The sequence below is a fragment of the Streptomyces sp. NPDC058877 genome (assembly GCF_042742855.1).
In the GTDB taxonomy this organism is placed as follows: Bacteria; Actinomycetota; Actinomycetes; order Streptomycetales; family Streptomycetaceae; genus Streptomyces.
Genome location: NZ_JBHYMF010000011.1, coordinates 16444 through 30270, shown reverse-complemented (window position 1 = coordinate 30270; position 13827 = coordinate 16444). Strand labels below are relative to the sequence as shown.

At 72.9% G+C, this 13827-nt stretch carries 14 protein-coding genes and 1 pseudogene; 5 read left to right on the top strand and 10 right to left on the bottom strand.

Translation table 11 applies throughout. From position 1 onward, the window contains the following. The first annotated feature begins 79 nt into the window (after positions 1–79). The 4 genes from ACFW2Y_RS04695 (at position 80) to ACFW2Y_RS04680 (ending at position 4324) form a co-directional block, all read left to right on the top strand. A complete protein-coding gene (locus ACFW2Y_RS04695; protein ID WP_384873510.1) occupies positions 80–826 on the top strand; it encodes an SDR family oxidoreductase in 747 nt (248 codons plus the stop codon). Between the two features lie 67 nt (positions 827–893). Continuing rightward, on the top strand, positions 894–2459 hold the full coding sequence (locus ACFW2Y_RS04690; RefSeq protein ID WP_384873507.1) for a class I tRNA ligase family protein: 1566 nt from the start codon (positions 894–896) through the stop codon (positions 2457–2459). A 161-nt stretch (positions 2460–2620) separates the two neighbouring features. Further along, entirely contained in the window at positions 2621–3901 is a 1281-nt protein-coding gene (mshA, locus tag ACFW2Y_RS04685) for a D-inositol-3-phosphate glycosyltransferase (protein ID WP_384873601.1), read from the top strand. Between the two features lie 216 nt (positions 3902–4117). After that, positions 4118–4324, top strand: a complete 207-nt coding sequence (locus ACFW2Y_RS04680; protein WP_384873505.1) for a hypothetical protein — start codon at positions 4118–4120, stop codon at positions 4322–4324. 100 nt (positions 4325–4424) lie between these two features. Here ACFW2Y_RS04680 and ACFW2Y_RS04675 read toward each other — a convergent pair whose 3' ends face one another. The 7 genes and pseudogenes from ACFW2Y_RS04675 to ACFW2Y_RS04645 all read right to left on the bottom strand — a co-directional run. After that, complete coding sequence (locus tag ACFW2Y_RS04675; RefSeq protein WP_384873502.1) at positions 4425–5477, bottom strand: LuxR C-terminal-related transcriptional regulator; 1053 nt, start codon at positions 5475–5477, stop codon at positions 4425–4427. Positions 5478–5617: 140 nt separating this feature from the next. Further along, positions 5618–6649, bottom strand: coding sequence for a LuxR C-terminal-related transcriptional regulator (locus ACFW2Y_RS04670; protein ID WP_384873499.1), 1032 nt, complete (start codon positions 6647–6649; stop codon positions 5618–5620). A gap of 173 nt (positions 6650–6822) precedes the next feature. Next, positions 6823–7254, bottom strand: a complete 432-nt coding sequence (locus tag ACFW2Y_RS04665; protein WP_384873496.1) for a Fur family transcriptional regulator — start codon at positions 7252–7254, stop codon at positions 6823–6825. A gap of 120 nt (positions 7255–7374) precedes the next feature. Then, positions 7375–8268, bottom strand: coding sequence for an SAM-dependent methyltransferase (locus ACFW2Y_RS04660; RefSeq protein ID WP_384873493.1), 894 nt, complete (start codon positions 8266–8268; stop codon positions 7375–7377). 157 nt (positions 8269–8425) lie between these two features. Then, positions 8426–8797: a GNAT family N-acetyltransferase gene (locus ACFW2Y_RS04655; RefSeq protein ID WP_384873490.1), complete on the bottom strand. Its 372-nt coding sequence runs from the start codon at positions 8795–8797 to the stop codon at positions 8426–8428. 233 nt (positions 8798–9030) lie between these two features. After that, positions 9031–9942 (bottom strand): M56 family metallopeptidase, encoded by a 912-nt coding sequence (locus ACFW2Y_RS04650; RefSeq protein WP_384873488.1) that lies wholly within the window; start codon positions 9940–9942, stop codon positions 9031–9033. Positions 9943–10061: 119 nt separating this feature from the next. Next, positions 10062–10409, bottom strand: a pseudogene (locus ACFW2Y_RS04645) (BlaI/MecI/CopY family transcriptional regulator); the annotation flags it as partial. Positions 10410–10492: 83 nt separating this feature from the next. On the opposite strand from ACFW2Y_RS04645, the gene ACFW2Y_RS04640 reads away from it, so the two are divergent. Further along, positions 10493–10648 (top strand): hypothetical protein, encoded by a 156-nt coding sequence (locus ACFW2Y_RS04640; protein WP_384873485.1) that lies wholly within the window; start codon positions 10493–10495, stop codon positions 10646–10648. Positions 10649–10685: 37 nt separating this feature from the next. Here the strand turns inward: ACFW2Y_RS04640 and ACFW2Y_RS04635 are convergent, their stop codons facing one another. The 3 genes from ACFW2Y_RS04635 to ACFW2Y_RS04625 form a co-directional block, all read right to left on the bottom strand. Continuing rightward, positions 10686–10967 carry a metal-sensitive transcriptional regulator gene (locus ACFW2Y_RS04635; RefSeq protein ID WP_384873482.1) on the bottom strand — a complete coding sequence of 94 codons (282 nt, stop codon included), beginning with the start codon at positions 10965–10967 and terminating at the stop codon, positions 10686–10688. A 34-nt stretch (positions 10968–11001) separates the two neighbouring features. Further along, the gene (locus ACFW2Y_RS04630) at positions 11002–13269 is read right to left on the bottom strand and encodes a heavy metal translocating P-type ATPase (RefSeq protein WP_384873479.1); all 2268 of its coding nucleotides are present in this window, start codon (positions 13267–13269) and stop codon (positions 11002–11004) included. 146 nt (positions 13270–13415) lie between these two features. Continuing rightward, on the bottom strand, positions 13416–13703 hold the full coding sequence (locus ACFW2Y_RS04625) for a heavy-metal-associated domain-containing protein (protein ID WP_384873598.1): 288 nt from the start codon (positions 13701–13703) through the stop codon (positions 13416–13418). Positions 13704–13827 lie beyond the last annotated feature (124 nt).

Here is a 13827-nt window from a genome sequence, read left to right as displayed (position 1 = left end):
CGTCGCCGCTTTCCTCTGCCAGGCTGAAACCACGCTGAACTGGCCCGGCCATCGGTATCCGTGGGGAGAGCAGACACACATGAAATTCGAGAACCTGCGTGTCGTCGTGACCGGAGCGTCCCGCTACTTCGGCCGTGCGCTCGCCGTCGGATTCGCCCATCTCGGTGCCGAGGTCTACGTGTCGGCGCGGACCGTCGAGGCCGCCGAGCGCACCCGCGCCGAAGTGATGGGCTCGGCCCGCGACCGCATCCACGCCTTCGGCTGCGACCTGAGCCGACCCGCCGAGATCCGGGAGTTCGCGGCCCGGGTCGGCGAACACACCGACCGCGTCGACCTCTTGGTCAACAACGGGGCCCGTTGGCTCGACGGCATGGACCTGGAGGCGGCCAGCGACGCCGAGATCGTCGAGACGATCGAGTCGACGGCCGGCGGCACGGTCCTCATGGTGAAGCACTTCCTGCCGCTGCTGCGGGGATCGCTGCGGCCCGACATCGTCAACATGGTCGCCGTCCGGGACGCCGAGGGCGCCTCCGCCGCGACCGCCGGCGCCGCCCACGAGGCCTTCTGGGCGGCGAAGAGCGCCCAGGCCGGCTTCGCCGACATCCTCTCGCGCAGGCTGCGGCCCTCCGGGGTCCGGGTCTTCTCCCTCTTCCCCCCGGACTTCTCGACCTCGGACCCCCGCTTCGCGGAATGGGACGGGTCGAACCCGGACGGCATCGCACCCGACGAGAAGCTCACCACCCAGGCCCTCTTCGAGTGCATCGTCTACGCCGTCGAGCAGCCGCGCGACTGCTTCATCCGGTCCTTCCACTTCGAGCCCCGCTGAGCCGCCCGCCCCACCGCCGACCGCGACCGCTGAAGCCCACCGCACCACAGCGTCAAGGAGGTCCCCCATGAGCACCCCCGTCTGGATCACCGCGACCCCTCCCGCCACCCACGGCGAACTGCACATCGGCCACCTCGCCGGGCCGTACGTCGCCGCCGACGTCCTCACCCGCTACCTGCGCGCCGAGGGCGAAGCGGTCCGCTTCACCACCGGCACCGCCGACCACACCAGCTCCGTCGAGGTCCGGGCGCTGCGGCACCACCGCAAGCCCGAGGAGGTCGCGGAGGGCTACCGCGCCGCGATCACCGCCGACTGGCTGCGCTCGGGGGTGGAGTTCGACCGCATCGTGAGCCCGCGCCGCGACGAGGGCTACGGGCGCTGGGTGCAGGACCTCTTCGCGAAGCTCTACGCCCAGGGCGTCATCGCCCCCCGGACCCGGCTGCTCCCGTACTGCGAGCCGTGCGGCCGCTGGCTGCACGGGGCGCACGCCACCGGGACCTGTCCGCACTGCGGTGCGGTCAGCGGCGGCGGCATGTGCCACGAGTGCGCCCGCCCGAACGACGGCGGCGACCTGATCTCGGCGCGCTGCGCGCTCTGCGACGCCCCGGCGGTCGCCCGCCGCTGCCGCCGGCTCTACGTCCCGCTGGAGCCGTTCCGGGACGTCCTCGCCGACTACTGGGCGACGGCGGGCCTGCCGCCCCGGCTCGCCGCGTTGTGCGAGTCGCTGGTGGAGGACGGGCTCCCGGACATCGCGGTCGGCCAGCCCGCCGAGTGGGGGCTCCCGGTCCCCGTCGAGGGCTTCCCCGAGCACCGGATCGACGGGTGCTTCGAGGCCGCCGCGATGCACCTGTTCGGCCACGACCCCACGGGCCCGCTGCCCCGCCGCGCCATCCACTTCTGCGGCTTCGGACACGCCTTCTGCCACGCCGTGCTGCTGCCGGTGCTGCTGCTCGCCCAGGACGTCAAACTGCCGCAGGACTTCAACGTCAACGAGTCGTACGTCATCGAGGAGGGGGTCCAGGAAGGCAACGTCTGGGCGCTCGACCTGCTCACCGAGTACGGCTCCGACACCCTGCGCCGCCACGTCCTCCAGTCCCGTCCGCTCGGCCGCCGCACGGTCTTCCAGCGGGAGCGGCTCGCCGCCGCCCGGCACGAGCTGGACGAGAACTGGAACGGCTGGCTGTCCCGGCTCTTCTCGGCCGTGCGCGAGGAGTGCGGCGGACTCGCCCCGCAGGCGCTGCCCGGCGGCACCGGCTGGGAGGTGCTGGAGCGGCGGCTCCACCGGGGCGTGGACGACCTGCGCGAGGCGTACGGCCCGGACGCCTTCGACCCGCGCCGGGCGGTCGCCGTCCTGGACGAAATGGTCCGCTCGGCGGCCGACTTCGGCCATGTCAACGCCCACGAACGGTGCCGGCCCAGCACCTCCTGCCGCCACCTCCCGGCGCTGGCGACCCAACTGGCGGTGGCTTCGGCGCTGTCGGCGTGGTCGCGGCCGGTGATGCCGGAGGGCGCCGACCGGCTCGCCGCGGCGCTCCGGGTGGCACCCGGGCGTCCGGTGGACTGGCAGGCCCTGACCGGCCCGCTGCCGGGAACCCGGCTGGCGCCGCCGTCGGGCCCGGTCTTCGGTTTCTGACCTCCTCCACTACTAAGCAACTAAGTACTTCAGTACGTCCTCGAATCCATCGGCCAGCACCGCACCACTCCCCTTCCCCTGCCGCGTGACCGTGTGCGCGAGCCCCGCGCAGGGACGCGCGGCCCCACTCCCAGGAGCCCCACGTGTCCCTGCGCGTCGCCATGCTCAGCGTCCACACCTCCCCGCTCCACCAGCCGGGGACGGGGGACGCCGGCGGCATGAACGTCTACATGGTCGAGCTCTCCCGCGCCCTCGCCGAACAGGGCGTCGAGGTCGACCTGTTCACCCGCTGCCGGGGCGAGGGGGCACCGCCCCTCGTCGAGCTCGCCCCGGGGGTGCGGGTGCGCCACCTGCACGCCGGGCCGCGCGGACCGCTGCCCAAGGAGGCGATGCCCGACCTGGTGGTGCCGTTCTCGCTGGCGCTGCTCAAGGAGGAACGGCGCTACGACCTGATCCACTCGCACTACTGGCTGTCCGGGCAGGCGGGTCGGATCGCGGCCGTCGGCTGGCGGATGCCGCTCGTGCACACCGCGCACACCCTGGCCCGGGTGAAGAACGCCTCGCTGGCCGAGGGCGACGCCCCCGAGCCCGAGCTCCGGATCCGGGGGGAGCACCAGGTGGTCGGCAGCGCGGACCGGTTGATCGCCAACACGGCGGACGAGGCGGAGGCCCTGCGCGTCCTGTACGGGGCCGAGGGGGCACGGACCGAGGTGGTGCGGCCGGGGGTCGACCTCCGCACCTTCCACCCGGGGGACGGGCGGGCGGCGGCCCGCGCCCGGCTCGGGCTTCCGGCCGATGCGTTCGTGCCGCTGTACGCCGGCCGCGTCCAGCCCCTGAAGGGTCCGGACGTGCTGGTCCGTGCGGTGGCCGAACTCCTCAGGGAGGAGCCGGAGTTGGGTCACCGGCTCCTGGTCCCGGTGATCGGCGGGCATTCGGGTGCCTCCGCGGAGGGCTCGGCCCGGCGGCTCGCCGAGGAGCTGGGGGTGGCCGAGGTGCTGCTGCCCTCCCCGCCGGTGCCGCAGGAGCGGCTCGCGGACTGGTACCGGGCCGCGGACGTGCTGGTGGTGCCCTCGCGCAGCGAATCCTTCGGCCTGGTGGCGGTGGAGGCGCAGGCGTGCGGGACGCCGGTGTTGGCGGCTGCGGTGGGCGGGCTGCCGACGGCGGTGCGGGACGGCGTGACGGGAATGCTGGTGCGGGGGCACGACCCGGTGGAGTACGCGCGACGGCTGCGCGGGCTGGCGGGGCGTCCGGAGGCGGTGGCGGCGATGGGGGAGGCGGCGGTGCGCCACGCCCGGCGGATGAGTTGGCGGGCGTCGGCCGGCCGGACGGTCGAGGTGTACCGGGGGGCGCTCGCGCGGGAAGGTGGGCAGGGGCGGCGGCACGCCCCTGCCCCGACGGCCCCCCTCTCCTGGAGGAACGAGAAGGCCGTAGCACGAGTCTAACATCTCTTTTGGTTCAACCAAAGATATGGCGAGCCCTGGATGCGGCAATTCCGTTGCGGGGAAGGCGTATTGACGCATCCACGCCATGGCAGATCCACGCAGAGACGATCCCTGGATTCGATGAGGGGGCCGGGACAGAATGGAGACGTCTTCAGGGAACACCCGGCGGCACGGGCCCCGGAAGACGGAATTCACCCACCAACTCCTGGAGGAATCATGACCACTCGGCAGAGCGTCGGAATCCGGAAGACCGCCCGTCAGTTCATCGTCGCCATGGTCGCCTGCACGGCCGTCGCAGCCGGCGCCGCCTTCGTCGTGTCCCCCGGCAGCGACCCGGTCGTCCCCCACACCATCGCCGGCGTCGCGGACGACAACGGCTGGCCGGTCCCCCCGACGAACCCGACCCCCAGCCCCACCAACTGATCGCACGCACCGGGTCGTTCCCAGGAATTCCGGAATTGCTCGACGACCGGGCCCCGCAATCGCTGCCACGATTGCGGGGCCCCGGCAATTCTGCGGCGGATCAGTCCAACCAGCCGAGTCGCACCGCCCGTGCGCCCGCCTCGAAACGGCTCGTCGCCCCCAGTTCCTGCATCAACTCCGAAATCATCCGACTCACCGTCCGCAGCGACACCCCCAGCGCGCGTGCGATCCGCTCGTCCTTCATCCCCGAGGCCAACATCTGCAGCGCCGCCCGCTGCTGCTCCGAAAGCCCGTCGCCACCCGTCTCCGCCGCCGCCTCGTTCCCGTACGGGGTCGCCGTGTGCCAACAGTGCTCGTACAGGCTCAGATACGGACGCACCAGTGCACTGCCCCGCGCCAGGATCGCGCCCTCGCCGGGGTCTTCCGGCCGGATCGGCACCAGGGCGAACTGCTGGTCCGCGATGATCATGTTCATCGGCACCACCGGGGCGAGCCGGATCTCCACCCCCAGCTCCGCCCGCCGCCCCAGGAACTCCTCCATCTCCGGGTCCGCGGCCTCCTGCCGCCCGTAGACGGCGCGCACCCGCACCCCGTTCGCGAGCTGCCGCCGGTCCCGGTCGAGCATCAGCTCCGGCACCTGCCGTCCCGGCCTCCCCGGGTGCATCGCCGCCGAACTCTCCTGCATCACGTCCGTGATGTCCTCGATGGCCTGCTGGATCCTGCGGTAGTCGGTCAGCGCCTCCACGTGCGCCTCCGCCCTGGTCAACGCCTCGGCCCGCAGGTACGAGCCCGCCAGGACCTCCAGGGTGCCGTACGCCCGGTCCGCCTCGGCCAGGTGCTCCCGCAGCCGCTCCCGCTCCCGCTCCAGGAGCCGCAGGAGCGCGATCTCCGGATCGATCGCCGCCACCGAGTCCGCCTCGGACCGCCAACTCCCGTCCTGAACGGCCGCGACGGTGGCGTGCACCTGCCCGGTGGGCACGATCAGCCCCAGGGCGAGGAGCTCGCTGCGGCAGCGCTCGTACTCCTCCGGTGCGAGACCGAGCTGTCTGCGGACCTCCTCGAAGTCCGAGACGCCCCGTCGGCGCAACTCCTGGTACACGGCAAGCAGGACCCCGGTCGCGCCGTCCCCGATGCCGTCGCCCGCAGTGACCATGGCGAAGTGACCCCCCTCATCCTCCGAGTCGCCCCGCCCTCGCCCTCATCCGGCTCGGCACGGGTCCGTCGTACGGTTTCCGCAACTCGTACGGGCCCCGTGACCCGTACGCCTCCTCCATGACATACGAACTCCTCGTACTAGGCCACGGGTTCCGGCCCCTCGCCGGTCAGCAGCCCCAGCCGGGCGGCCTTGACGCCGGCCTCGAAACGGCTGGCCGCCCCCAACTCCTGCATCACCTCGGACAGCAGACGGCTCACCGTCCGCAGCGAAACGCCCAGGCTGCGCGCGATCTGCTCGTCCTTGATCCCCGAGGCGAGCATCTGCAGCGCGGCCCGCTGCTGGTCGGAGAGCCCGTCTCCGCGGGTCTCCCCCGGCGCCTCCCCGTGGCGGGAGGCCGCCTGCCAGCAGTACTCGTACAGGGCGAGGTACGAGCGGACCAGCCCGGGGCCGCGGGCCAGGATGGTGGGCGAGTCCGGGTCGTGCGGGTCCGTCGGCAGCAGTGCGAAGTTCTCGTCCGCCAGCACCATGTTCATCGGCACGACGGGGGAGAGGCGCAGCTCCACGCCGAGCGCCGCCCGGTCGTCCAGGTGCTGGCCCATCTCCGGCACGGTGCCCACCCGCCGGCTGTACATGGCGCGGACCCGCACCCCGCGGGCGGCCCGGCGGCGGTCCCGCTCCAACTCGGCGGCCATGTCCTCGCGCCGCACGGACCCGGTGTGCATGACGTGGACGGCGGTGCGCACGGACGTCGTGAGGTCGGCCAGTTCGCGCAGCACCCGCTGCGGGTCGGTGACGATCTCCACCTCGACCTCGGAGCGGGGCGCGGCCCCGGCCCGCAGGAACGGTCCGGCGAGCGCCTCCAGGGCGGTGTGCGCGCGGCTCGTCGCGGCGAGGCGGTCCTGGAGCCGGTCGCGCTCCCGGCGCAACAACCGCAACAGCGCGACATCGGGGTCGACGACGACGGGGCGGGGGGTCGGGTCCTCCCGACGGCCCGAGGGGGCCGGGGCAGGTGGGGCGGTCAGTCCTAAGGAGGCGAGTTCCTGGCGGCACCGCTCCCGCTCGTCGGCCGAGAGTTCCAGGCGGTCCGCGACCTCGTCGAAGCCGGCTTCGGGACGGGCGCGCAGCTCCTGGTAGACGGCGAGCGCCTGATCGCTACCCGTGCGGGTCACGGCGGCGTTTCTGGACACGGCGCAGCAGACTCCCCTCGGATCCCACCCGGATCCCGTTGAATCGCCCCGCTAGACCCTGCCACAAAATCGAACGCCACGCACGGAGTTGACGGTGGCTCACACGGGGTTCCGGCGGGCCGCCCGGGGTGTCCGACGCGGTGTCGGCCGGGGGTTCAGCCGGCGGAGCCGTCGGTCCGGCAGTCGGGGCACGAGCCCTTGAAGACGACCTCCGCGTCCTCCGTCCGCCACCCGGGCAGGGCGCCGCGGGGCGGCTCGGGCGCGGTCGCCACGACGTTCTCCACGCGACCGCACACCGTGCACAGGGCGTGCTGGTGGGCCGGCCCGGAGATCTCGAAGACCGCGGGCAGGCCAGGACGGTCGAACTTGCTGACCAGACCGGTCTCCTGGAAGTGCCGCAGCATCTCGTACACGGCTTGGCTGGTCAGCGTGCCGAGTCGCTCGCGGGCCGTCGTGGTGATCGCCTCGACGTCGAGGTGACCGCCGGCGGCGAGCACCGTGAGTACCTCCAGGCGCGGGCCCGTGACCCGCAGCCCCACGTCACGCAGGTGCTGGATCACCGCCTCGCGGCCCGTCAGCTCCTTCACGACCGCCACCTTTTCCGCCCGCAATCTGGTCGGCTCAAACCTTTGTGGGCATCGTACCTCTTGCTCCTCCACCCCGGCAGTCGCTCTTCGGCCGTTCGCCCCGTCCGCCCCGCCGCCGCGTCAGCCGTCCGTCCGGCACACCAGCAGGACCGATTCGGTCCGCTCGTCGATGCGGTGGCGCCGCCGGCCCTCGACGTGCAGCCCCGCCGCGTGCAGCTCGGCCGCGAGCCGCTCGGGGTCGACGATCCACTTGTCGGTGGTCAGCACCACCCGCTCCGTGGACAGCTTCCCGGTCCTGGCCGCGTAGTACGTGATCCGCTCGCTCATCGACCGCAGGTCGAAGACCTGCCGGGCCACCACCCACTCGTCGATGCCGTCGAAGCGGGGCACCTGGAAGGCCCAGGTCCGCTGCGGTTCCGCGATCAGGCCCGGCACCTGGTGCACGGTGTAGTCGAGGGCGAGCGCCCCGCCCGCCTCCAGATGGCCGGCGACCTCCCGCAGGAGCGCGGAACGGCTGGCCGGCGGGACGGCGGTGACCATCGCGCCGGCCAGCAGCGCAAGCCGGTAGCTGCCTTCGAGGCGGAGCCCGGTGAGGTCCGCCCGGTGGGTGACGACCAGCCCGGCCACCTGCGGGCCGATCCGGCGGGCCCAGTCGTCGAGGCGCTCCAAGGCCGAGGCGTCCCGGTCCACGGCCTCCACGGCGAAGCCGTGCCGGGCGAACGGGACGGCGAGCCGCCCCGCGCCGGAGCCGAGGTCCAGGACGGGTCCGCCGGTGGAGCGGGCGAGACCGAGGTACCGGACGATGTCCGCGCTGTGCGGACCGAGCAGGGCGTCGTGCAGCCAGACGGAGTCCTCGTCGGCCGGGGACACCGATTCCAGTCCGGGAAGGGTGTCGGCGGTGATCCGGATGCCCGCCCCGGGAGCGGGCTCCCGGTCGTGACCGCATCGGGAGGGCAGGACCGGAGCGAGCGCTGCGGGCACGACGGGCAGGGAAGTGCCGCTCGGTGTGTGCATCCGCTCCTCCAGGGGCTCGCTCGGTCCATGCCGTCCGAACGGGGGACCCGTGCCGCCGGGCCCGCACCGCTGGAACCATCCTGACCTGCGGGCGAACCCCGATCCATCGGATCGGGTTGCGTGAACACGCGATGGCGTGGATCTGCCACGGCCGGCCTCAGTCGAGCGGTCTGCTCCAGCGCTTCGGGGAGAGGGCCGTGAAGCCCAGGCGGGAGTAGAAGGGGAGCGAGGGGTCGGCCGCCGCAGGGAGTCCGACCCGCTGCTCCCGGGCGCCGTAGTCCCGCATCCGCTCGGTCGCCGCCGCCAGCAGGGCCGTGCCCACCCCGGCGCGGCGGGATCCGGGCTCCACCGCCAGCGCGTACAGCTCGCCCTCGCCGGGCACCGGCACGCCCCCCGCGGCGACGCCGACGACCGAGCCCTCCTGGTCCGTGGCGACCAGCCAGCCGAGCCATCCGGGCGCCCCTCCCGGAATTTCAATTTCCGCCCGTATGCGGGGGAGCGCGCATTGGGCCGAGATCAGCCGTCGCATCGGGATTTCATCCAGTATTCCGGCGTAGCTGCTCCGAATGATGTCGGCAAGCAGTCTGGATATGGTCGTCGCGTCGCCGGCCGCTGCCGTGCGAACGCCAGCGAGCTGCATTGGTCGTGCACCCTTCGACGTGCCGAGTCCTTGCCCCAACGTACCCACAATAGCGGCGAATTCGATGAGCCGCGGGCGATGGGAAATCTACGAATTCACTTAGTAAATAGCGGTGTTCGTGATTACCGGGGGAACGAGCAGCAGGCAACGGCCAGGGGGGCCACGGCGAGGGCGGCAGCCGTGATCGACAGCAGTCCGCGCAGGACGGGGTGTCCCGCGCCGTGCGGGGTGAGGATGCGACGCATCCGCAGCGCCGCCGAGGGCCCGCCCGCCGCGAACGCGGACCGTGGTGCCCGCCCCGATGCCAGCGCGTAGAGCGCCGTCGCGAGCGCGTCCCTGGTGCACCGTCGCAAGGCCCGGTCGTCCGCGGTCATTTCGAGCAACAGGGGCACGGCGGTCCCGCCGTGCCGGGCGAGCGGGAGTCGCGGGACGACGGCCGCGAAGGCCTCCGCAGCCGCCACCAGGAGGTGGTGCCGTCCCGCGATGTGCGCCCGCTCGTGGGCCAGGGCCGCCGCGAGCTGGGCGGGGGTCAGGACGTGCACCGCGCCCGAGGAGACCACGACCCGGCGCGATCGGCCGGGCAGGCAGTAGACGGCGGGGCGCTCGTCGTCGAGGACGGTGGCGCGCAGGGCGGGGTCGTACCGTCCGACGAGCCGCAGCACCTCCGCGTGCTTCGCCCGGGTCCGCCGGGCCCGGGCGAGGCGGCGGAGGAACGCGGCGGTGGGCACCGAGAGGACGAGCAGGGCGAGGGAGGCGGCGAACCGCTCCCGGTCATCGAGGCGCAGCAACTGGTGCGGGGCGGGCGGGCGGAGGGTGAGCAGCATGTCGGCGAGCCGGTGGCTGCTGTCGCTGGTCAGGACCAGTTGGGCGGGCACCAGGGCGGTCGCGCCCGCGAACACGGCACCGCAGCCGGCCCAGACGGCGAGCGCGAGCCGCGGGGCCTGCTCGGCCCAGCGGGCCCGGGCCGCGAGCGGCGGCACGAGGAAGCCGGTGAGGAGCGCGAGGCCGAGCGGGACGAGCAGGTGGTGGTTCACGCGCCGGCCCCGTTCTCCGCCCGTTCCCCGCGCCCGGAGCGCGACCCCGGCTTCCCGGTGTGCGCCCCGTCCCCGCGCTGCGGGCCCCGCTCCCCGGCGGACGGATCCTGGTCGCCCCGGGCGGCGCGGAGTGCGGCGTCCAGGGCGGCCATGTCCTCGTCGGAGATGGCCTCGACGAAGCGGAGCAGGGCGGCGGGGCGGTCCTGGCTGTCGCCGAGGGCGTCCCGCATCAGGCCGGCGGTGTACTCCTCGCGGGTGCGGACCGTTTCGTACAGCCAGGCCCGGCCGGACTTCTCGCGGCGGAGCCAGCCCTTGCGGTGGAGGATGTCCGCGACCGTCATCACCGTCGTGTAGGCGACCCGGCGTCCCCGGTTGATGTCGTCGACGATCTCGCGGACCGTGGCGGGCCGTTGCCAGTCCCACAGTCGGTCCATGATCTCGGCCTCCAGCTCTCCCAGCCGGCGCACGTGCATCCCCTCCCCTTGCGGGCGGCTCATCGTACGGGTCGCACTCCTCGCCCAGATATACCCCCCAGGGGTACGATGGCGGGATGTCGACCCTCATGAAGAACCGCCCTTGCGCGAAGGTCTGCGGCTCCGGTCTGCCCGGATCGGTGGAGTGGGTGCTCCTCCGCCAGCTGCTCGGCCTCTGTCTCCGACTGAGCCTCACGCTGTCCGCCGACTGCCCTTCGCACAAGAGCGGTTGACCCTGCTTCGGGGCCCTCCGGGGCCCCGGTCCCTCCGTCACGTCCGGATGAGTCGGGCGATGGCCTTGGAGGCCTCGCCCACCTTCGCCTTCGCCTGGTCCCCGCCCTGGGCGATGGCCTCCGTGACGCAGCAGCTCAGGTGTTCGTCCAGGAGGGCCACCGCGCAGGACTGGAGGGCCGCGTTGATGGCGGAGACCTGGGTGAGGACGTCGATGCAGTACACGTCCTCGTCGACCATCCGCTGCACCCCCCTGACCTGGCCCTCGATCCGCCTCAGGCGTCTGATGATGTCTTCCTTGTGCTGTCCGTAACCGGCCACGACGGGCTCCTCGGGGTTCGGCGATTCACGGGGGTCAGCGGTCGGCGGCCTGGAAGCCCCGCAGGCGGAGGCTGTTGCCGACCACGAAGACCGAGGAGAAGGCCATGGCCGCACCCGCGATCATCGGGTTGAGCAGTCCGGCCGCGGCGAGCGGCAGGGCGGCCACGTTGTAGGCGAAGGCCCAGAAGAGGTTCGAACGGATGGTGCCGAGCGTCTTGCGGGAGAGCCGGATCGCGTCGGCCGCGGCCCTCAGGTCTCCCCGCACCAGGGTCAGGTCGCCGGCCTCGATGGCGGCGTCCGTACCGGTGCCCATGGCCAGGCCCAGGTCGGCCTGGGCGAGTGCGGCGGCGTCGTTCACGCCGTCGCCGACCATGGCGACCGAACGCCCCTCTCCCTGCAGGCGCTTGACGACGTCGACCTTGTCCTGGGGCATCACCTCGGCGATGACCTCGTCGATGCCGACCTCGGCGGCGACGGCCTCGGCGACCGCCGTGTTGTCGCCGGTGAGCAGGATCGGGGTGAGGCCGAGGGCGCGGAGCCTCCTGATGGCTTCGGGGCTGGTCTCCTTGACGGCGTCCGCCACCTCCAGGACCGCACGGGCCTTGCCGTCCCAGGCGACCGCGATGGCGGTCTTGCCGTCCCGTTCGGCCTTCTCCTTGGCGGACCTGAGTCCGGCGGGGAGTTCCATCGCCCACTCTTCGAGCAGCTTCTCGCGGCCGACCAGGACGGCGTGCCCCTCGACGACGCCCTGCACGCCGAGACCGGGGACGTTGGCGAAGTCCTCGGGGACGGGCAGGGGGCCGACCTTGGCCGCGGCGCCGCCGGCCACGGCCTGGGCGATCGGGTGCTCGGAGGAGTGCTCCAGTGCGCCGGCCAGGCGCAGGACGTCGGTCTCGTCGGTGCCCTCGGCGGCGTGGACCTTGAGGAGGGTCATCCGGCCGGTGGTGACGGTGCCGGTCTTGTCCAGGACGATCGTGTCGACCTTGCGGGTGGTCTCCAGGACTTCGGGTCCCTTGATGAGGATGCCGAGCTGGGCGCCGCGGCCGGTGCCGACCATGAGGGCGGTCGGGGTGGCGAGGCCGAGGGCGCAGGGGCAGGCGATGATCAGGACGGCGACGGCGGCGGTGAAGGCGGCGGTGAGGCCCTGCCCGGTGCCGAGCCAGAAGCCGAGGGTGCCGAGCGAGAGGGCGATGACGACCGGCACGAAGACGGCCGAGATCTTGTCGGCGAGGCGCTGGGCGGCGGCCTTGCCGTTCTGCGCGTCCTCCACCAGCTTCGCCATCCGGGCGAGTTGGGTGTCGGCGCCGACACGGGTGGCCTCGACGACCAGACGACCGCCGGCGTTCAGGGTGGCGCCGGTCACGGAGTCCCCGACGCCGACCTCGACGGGCACGGACTCGCCGGTGAGCATGGAGGCGTCGACGGCGGAGGAGCCCTCGACCACGGTGCCGTCGGTGGCGATCTTCTCGCCGGGCCGGACCAGGAAGCGCATCCCGACCTGGAGTTCGGCGGTGGGGACGGTGACCTCCCGGCCGTTCTTGAGGACGGTCACTTCCTTGGCGCCCAGCTGCATCAGCGCCTTGAGCGCCGCGCCGGCCTTGCGCTTCGAGCGGGCCTCGAAGTACCGGCCGGCCAGGATGAAGGCGGTGACGCCGGCCGCGGCCTCCAGGTAGATGTTCCCGGCGCCGTCGGTGCGGGCGATCGTGAACTCGAAGGGGTGCGTCATGCCCGGCGTGCCGGCGGTGCCGAAGAACAGCGCCCACAGCGACCACAGGAACGCGGCGGTGGTGCCGACCGAGATCAGGGTGTCCATGGTGGCCGCGCCGTGCTTGGCGTTGGTCCAGGCGGCCTTGTGGAAGGGCCAGGCGGCGTAGGTGACCACCGGTGCGGCCAGGGTGAGGCTCAGCCACTGCCAGTACTCGAACTGGAGCGCGGGGATCATGGCCATCGCGATCACGGGCACGGCGAGCGAGACGGCGGTGACCAGGCGCTGCTTCAGCGGTCGCAGTTCCGCGTCGGCCTTCTCCTCGTCGGAGGGGCCGTCCGCGCCGCCGTCGTGGGCCGGGCGCTCGGGCTCGGGTTCGGCGGCGGTGTAGCCGGTGGCCTCGACGGTGGCGATGAGGTCGGCGACGTCGACGTCGGCGTCGAAGGTGACCTTCGCCTTTTCGGTGGCGTAGTTGACGGTGGCCTCGACCCCGTCCATCCGGTTGAGCTTCTTCTCGATGCGGGCCGCGCACGAGGCGCAGGTCATGCCGCCGATGGCGAGCTCGACCTGAGCCGTGCCGGGTGTCGTCGTTGTCATGAGGTCTGCTCCTCGTGGATCGGGGTTCGGGGGCCGGGGCCCGGGCGTGGTGGGCGGACCCCGGCGGCCGGGGTGGTGCGGGCGGTGACCGCCTGCCGGGCGGACCGTGGGGCGCCGGTGGGGGCGCCGGTCGGCCCGGTGGCGGATCAGGCCCGGCCGGTCAGCTCGTAGCCCGCGTCGTCGACGGCCGCGGTGATCGCGGCGTCGTCGGGTGCCCCGCCGGTGGTCACGGTCACCAGGCCGCCGGCGACGTCGACGTCGACGGAGATGACGCCGTCCAGGGCGCTGACGGACTGGGTGATCGCGCTCTTGCAGTGGCCGCACGTCATGCCGGAGACGGCGTAGACGGTGACGGTGCCCTCGGCGACCGCGGTGGCGGTCGCCTCGCCGCCGGTGGTCGAGCAGCTGTTGTCGGGGGTGCAGCAGGAGCCCATGGCTTCCTCCTCGATCGGATCCACTTCAATCATACCCTTGGGGGGTATCTTGTCGTGAGTCCATGTATACCCCCCGGTGGTATCCGATGCAAGCGTGGTCCGGCGTGACTTTGATACCCCCCAG

Coding starts and splice junctions, on each gene's coding strand:
- ACFW2Y_RS04695 (WP_384873510.1), top strand. CDS start 80: ATGAAATTCGAGAACCTGCGTGTCGTCGTGACCGGAGCGTCCCGCTAC.
- ACFW2Y_RS04690 (WP_384873507.1), top strand. CDS start 894: ATGAGCACCCCCGTCTGGATCACCGCGACCCCTCCCGCCACCCACGGC.
- mshA (WP_384873601.1), top strand. CDS start 2,621: ATGCTCAGCGTCCACACCTCCCCGCTCCACCAGCCGGGGACGGGGGAC.
- ACFW2Y_RS04680 (WP_384873505.1), top strand. CDS start 4,118: ATGACCACTCGGCAGAGCGTCGGAATCCGGAAGACCGCCCGTCAGTTC.
- ACFW2Y_RS04675 (WP_384873502.1), bottom strand. CDS start 5,477: ATGGTCACTGCGGGCGACGGCATCGGGGACGGCGCGACCGGGGTCCTG.
- ACFW2Y_RS04660 (WP_384873493.1), bottom strand. CDS start 8,268: ATGCACACACCGAGCGGCACTTCCCTGCCCGTCGTGCCCGCAGCGCTC.
- ACFW2Y_RS04655 (WP_384873490.1), bottom strand. CDS start 8,797: ATGCGACGGCTGATCTCGGCCCAATGCGCGCTCCCCCGCATACGGGCG.
- ACFW2Y_RS04640 (WP_384873485.1), top strand. CDS start 10,493: ATGTCGACCCTCATGAAGAACCGCCCTTGCGCGAAGGTCTGCGGCTCC.
- ACFW2Y_RS04630 (WP_384873479.1), bottom strand. CDS start 13,269: ATGACAACGACGACACCCGGCACGGCTCAGGTCGAGCTCGCCATCGGC.
- ACFW2Y_RS04625 (WP_384873598.1), bottom strand. CDS start 13,703: ATGGGCTCCTGCTGCACCCCCGACAACAGCTGCTCGACCACCGGCGGC.